Raw genomic sequence first — 5,441 nt, 5'->3', positions numbered from 1 at the left:
TCGCCGTCGTCTACCGCGGCGCAGCAGTCCTACGCGCCATCACCCTCTGGCTACCCCATTTGTCAGACACGCCCTAGTCGCCGACGGGCTCCTCGAGCACCTCGACGGCCGGGCCGCCCAGCACCGCCAGCAGAGACTGCTCGACCGCGTCCCGCGCGCCGTGCTCGGCGTCGCCGGCCGCGGCGACCGCTTGTTCGGACACCGTCACGGCGAAGACGTCGGCCACCGTCGACCCAAATGTGTTGACCTTCGCCCAGACGATGTCGGTGCCCGCGCGCTCCAGCGCCCGGGTCAGCAGCGCGAGCAACCCGAGGCGGTCCATGGCGCGGACTTCGACGATCAACTGATCGGGTGCAACCGGGTCAACCCACAGGATGCGAGGTGGTGCGCTCGACCGTGTGACGGGCACCCCGACCTGGACCTCCCCGGCCCGGCTGGCCGCCGCGCTGACGGCGTCGCTGTCGCGCTTCTCCAAACTGCCCAGCACGTCGACGTCGCCCCCGAGCGCGCCGGTGAACTGCTGGCGCAGCAGCCCCCCTTCCGGTGGCGAGCCGAACAGCGGCGACACCACGAATTCGACGATCGCGAGTCCCTCATGGGTGCTCGCCGATGCCGAATGGATGCGCAGCGAGTTCAGGGCCAGCACGGCGGCGGCTTTGGACACCAGTCCCCGTTGATCCGGCGCGGCCATCACCACGTCCAGGCGTTCGCCGCCGCCGGGTTTGATGTCCACGTGAACGCCGCTGTCGGCGGCAAGCGAAAGGTATTGCGGCGCAGCGGGTTCGACTTCGGGAAGCGGCTCGCCGGCCATCACCAGCCGGCAGCGCCGCACCAGGTCCTCGATCAGCGATGCCTTCCACTCGCTCCATACGCCCGGACCGGTGGCCTTCGAGTCCGCCTCGGTCAGCGCGTGCAGGACTTCGAGCAACAGCGCGTCGCCGCTGAGCGCTTTCACCACGCGCTCAATGGTTTTGGGGTCGTTGAGGTCGCTGCGGGTGGCCACGATCGGCAGCAGCAGGTGGTGGCGCACCAGCTGGGCGAGCAGCTCGACCTCGACCGGCGCCATGCCCAGCCTCGCCCCGATTTCCAGCGCCAGGCCCGCCCCGAGCACGCTGTGGTCGACGCCGCGGCCCTTGCCGATGTCGTGCAGCAGCGCGCCGAGCGCGAGCAGGTCGGGTCGCGCCACCCGGGTGGACAGCGGCGCGGCGTTGACGGCCGTCTCGATGACGTGGCGGTCCACCGTCCATTTGTGCGCGACGTCGCGGGGCGGCAGGTCGCGGATCCCATCCCATTCCGGCAGCAGCCGCCCCCACACCCCGGTGCGGTCCAGCGCCTCGATCGTCGCCACCGTGGTAGGTCCGGCGGACAGCACAACCAGCAAGTCGTCCAACGCCTCTCGCGGCCAGGGCACCGGCATCTCCGGCGCGCTGGCGGCCAGCCGGCTCAGCGTGGCGGCGCCGATCGGCAGCCCGGTGTCGGCCGAGGCCGCCGCCACCCGCAGCACCAAACCCACGTCGGTGTCCGGGCGTGCGTCGCGGGCCAGCACGATCTCCCCGGCGTATTCGACGACGCCCTCGTCCAGCGGGCGCCGCTTGGGCCGCCGCACCAGGGCCGTCACCCCGCGGCGCGGCAGGGCGTTCTCGGCGGTCCGGATGCCCGTCTCGGCGTGGTAGGCGATGGTGCGTCCCGCATCGGATAGCTTGCGCGCCAAGTCGAATCGATCACCGATGTGCAAAGCGGCGCTGATCTCGTCGGCGTATTGGGCCTGCAGCTGATCGCGTCCGCGGCCCGAGACGCGGTGCAGCTCGGTGCGCACGTCGAGCAGCGTCAGGTGGGCGTCGTCGAGGGAACCCCCGGGTGACTCCGGACGGGCCATGCCGTGGCGGTCGATCAGTTGCGCCACGCCCAGCGCGTCGAGCAGTTGCACATCGCGAAGGCCGCCGCGGCCCGATTTCAGGTCCGGCTCGGCCCGCTGCGCGATGCGGCCACAACGTTCCCAGCGGGCCTGCGTCATCTCGACGAGTTCGTTCATCCGGGAGCGGATCGCGCTGCGCCACTGCCGTCGTGCGCCGGCGATCAGTTCGTCGGACAATCGCGCGTCACCGGCGATGTGGCGGGCGTCGAGCATGCCCAGCGCGGCGATCATGTCGGCGTTGGCGATACCGAGCGCCCCGGAGACGGTTCGCACGCTGTGGTCGAGCCGAACGTTGGCGTCCCACAGCGGATACCACAACTCGTCGGCGAGTTTGCCCAGTACGTCGTCGGACTTGTTGTCGTGCAACAGCATTAGGTCAAGATCGGAATACGGCAACAGCTCGTGGCGGCCCAATCCGCCGATCCCGACGAGCGCGAAGCCGCTGTCGTCGGCAATCCCGATCCCGGCCGCCTTGGCCATCAACCACGATTCGTGCAGATCGAGCCAGGCGTGTCGCAGCTCGGCGGCGTGCAGCCTGCTGCCCTCAGACAACAGCTGGCGCCGCGCGGCAGCCAGATCGACTGCCCCGCAGGCGCTTTCTGTCACGGCTGGGTGCCCGGACGAGTCGGGGTCGTTCGGGGTCATGCCCTCCCGGCCCGCCCGGGTCGAATCAGCAATTGACAGCGGATGTCATAGCGCATCGGTTCCGCGTTCGCCGGTACGCACCCGGACAATGGTTTCCACGGGGCTCACCCACACTTTGCCGTCACCGATCTTGCCGGTGCGCGCCGCCCGGACGATGCTGTCCACGACCTTGTCGACGATGGAGTCATCGACGACGACCTCGATGCGCACCTTCGGCACGAAGTCAACCGAGTATTCGGCGCCCCGGTAGACCTCGGTGTGACCCTTCTGCCGTCCGTAGCCCTGGATTTCGCTGACCGTCATCCCCAGGACGCCCGCGTCCTCCAGACTGGTCTTCACGTCATCGAGCGTGAACGGCTTTACGATCGCGGTGATCAGCTTCATGACTGCTCTGCCTCCACTTTGTCGCCCACTCGCTCCTCCTCCAGCCCGTTGCGGGTATCCGCCACAGGGACCCGGGGCGGCAGAACCGAACCGGTAGCCACGGCGAAGTCGTAGCCACTCTCGGCGTGCTCGGCCTCGTCGATGCCCGCGGCTTCCGCTTCTGGGTTGAGACGAAGCCCGATGGTGTACTTCAGGATCAACGCCAAGATCAGCGTAACCACCCCAGAGTAGATGAGAACACTGAACGCGCCGACTGCCTGGCGTTCGAGCTGGGCCCCGCCGCCGCCGTAGAACAATCCCTTGGATACGCCGGTGACGCCGTTGATGGCCGGGGTCTCCGGGGCGGCGAGCAGCCCCACCAGCAGCGTGCCGGCCAGTCCGCCGACCAGGTGCACGCCGACCACGTCGAGCGAGTCGTCGAAGCCGAGCTTGAATTTCAGGCCGACGGCCAGCGCGCACAACACGCCGGCCACCAGGCCCACCACCAGCGCGCCCAGCACGTTGACCGACGAGCAGGACGGCGTGATGGCGACCAGGCCCGCGACGATGCCCGACGCCGCGCCCAGCGTCGTCGCCTTGCCGTCGCGGATGCGTTCGGTGAGCATCCAGCCCAGCATTGCGGTGGCCGTCGCGACCGTCGTCGTCATGAAGGTCGACCCGGCGACTCCGTTGGAGGTGGTGGCCGATCCGGCGTTGAAGCCGTACCAACCGAACCACAGCAATCCGGCGCCGAGCATCACGAACGGCAGGTTGTGCGGCCGGAACAACGTGGCGGGCCAACCGCGACGCTTGCCGAGCACGATCGCCAGCATCAGGCCCGCCACACCGGAATTGATGTGGACCGCCGTCCCGCCGGCGAAGTCGATCGCGTGCAGCTTGTTGGCGATCCAGCCACCCTTCTCGGAGGCAAAGCCGTCGAACGCGAAAACCCAATGGGCGACCGGGAAGTAGACGAACGTCGCCCACAGACCGGCGAACACCAGCCAGGCGCCGAACTTCAGCCGGTCGGACACCGCGCCGGAGATCAGGGCGACGGTGATGATCGCGAACATGAGCTGGAAGGCCACGAACACGGTGGCGGGTAGGGTGCCCGCCAGCGGGATGTCGGTTGCCGCAACGCCTTTGCTCGGATCGGCGGCCACCGCGTTGACGCCGATGAGGCCCTTGAGGCCCCAGAAGGAGGTCGGCTTCCCCACGACGCCGCCGGCGTCGTCACCGAACGCGATCGAATAGCCGTAGAGCACCCACAGCACGGTGACCACGCCCATCGCGCTGATGCTCATCATGAGCATGTTCAGCACGCTCCTGGCGCGCACCATACCGCCGTAGAAGAACGCCAGACCCGGCGTCATCAACAGCACCAGCGCGGAACTGGCCAACATCCAGGCGGTATCGCCGGTATTGGGCTGGCCCAGTATCGGGTATGTCACTCGCAATCTCCTCCGGTCGGCCCACGATCGGCCACCAGACACGCGTCTGACGACCTGACCAGAAGATTGCGCAATCGTTGTTTCGGCGATGGTGCGGCCGTGTTTCGGCGGGATTAACGTCCCGCTCGCCGTGTAAGGGATTTCAGCCGAGCAGCGCGTCGACGAAAGCCGCCGGTTCGAACGGCGCCAGGTCGTCGGGACCCTCCCCCAGCCCGACGAGTTTGACCGGCACACCGAGTTCCTGCTGAACCCGAAAGACGATGCCGCCCTTGGCCGTTCCGTCTAGCTTGGTCAGCACGGCGCCGGTGATCTCGACCACCTCGGCGAACACCCGCGCCTGGGCCAGCCCGTTCTGTCCGATGGTGGCGTCGAGCACCAGCAACACCTCATCGACCGCGGCCCGCCGTGTTACGACCCGCTTAACTTTGTCGAGCTCGTCCATCAGCCCGACCTTGGTGTGCAGCCGCCCCGCAGTGTCGATGAGCACCACGTCCGCGCCCGCGACGATGCCCTTGTCGACGGCGTCGAACGCCACCGAGGCCGGGTCGGCGCCTTCGGCCCCGCGCACCACCTCCGCCCCGACCCGCGCCGCCCAGGTCTGCAGCTGGTCGGCCGCCGCGGCGCGGAAGGTGTCGGCGGCGCCCAGCACGACGCGTCGCCCGTCGGCGACCAGGACGCGGGCCAACTTGCCCACGGTGGTGGTCTTTCCGGTGCCGTTCACGCCGACGATCAACAACACCGAGGGGTGGTCGGGGTGCGGCAGCGCCCTGATCGACCGGTCCATGCCGGGTTGGAGCTCCTTGATCAGCACGTCGCGCAGCACGGCCTTGGCGTCGGCCTCGGAGCGCACGTCGCTGCTGGCCAGTCGGGAGCGCAGCTGAGAGATGACGGATTCGGCGACCACCGGGCCCAGGTCGGCGATCAGCAGCGTGTCCTCGACGTCCTGCCAGGCGTCTTCGTCCAGGTCGCCGCCGCCGAGCAGACCCAGCACGCTGCGCCCGAGCGCGTTCTGCGACCTGGCCAGCCGGCCGCGCAGCCGCTCCAGGCGGCCCTCGGCGGGCGCGATT

The 5,441-nt window shown here is 69.0% G+C and carries 4 protein-coding genes; all 4 read right to left on the bottom strand.

What is annotated here, in order from left to right; genetic code table 11:
- Positions 1-73: 73 nt before the first annotated feature.
- A complete protein-coding gene (locus tag BST14_RS27330; RefSeq protein WP_083067409.1) occupies positions 74-2,560 on the bottom strand; it encodes a [protein-PII] uridylyltransferase in 2,487 nt (828 codons plus the stop codon).
- Between the two features lie 45 nt (positions 2,561-2,605).
- Positions 2,606-2,944 carry a nitrogen regulatory protein P-II gene (glnB, locus tag BST14_RS27325; protein WP_003878721.1) on the bottom strand — a complete coding sequence of 113 codons (339 nt, stop codon included), beginning with the start codon at positions 2,942-2,944 and terminating at the stop codon, positions 2,606-2,608.
- The gene (locus tag BST14_RS27320) at positions 2,941-4,326 is read right to left on the bottom strand and encodes an ammonium transporter (protein ID WP_142279648.1); all 1,386 of its coding nucleotides are present in this window, start codon (positions 4,324-4,326) and stop codon (positions 2,941-2,943) included. Before BST14_RS27320 ends, glnB begins: the two co-directional genes overlap by 4 nt.
- A 190-nt stretch (positions 4,327-4,516) precedes the next feature.
- Positions 4,517-5,441 (bottom strand): signal recognition particle-docking protein FtsY (gene ftsY / locus BST14_RS27315; protein WP_142279647.1); only part of this gene is annotated, 925 nt, incomplete at its 5' end.

Origin of the sequence: Mycobacterium arosiense ATCC BAA-1401 = DSM 45069, from assembly GCF_002086125.1 — a bacterium.
Taxonomy (GTDB): Bacteria; Actinomycetota; Actinomycetes; order Mycobacteriales; family Mycobacteriaceae; genus Mycobacterium; species Mycobacterium arosiense.
This window is presented reverse-complemented; position numbering and strand designations above follow the sequence as displayed.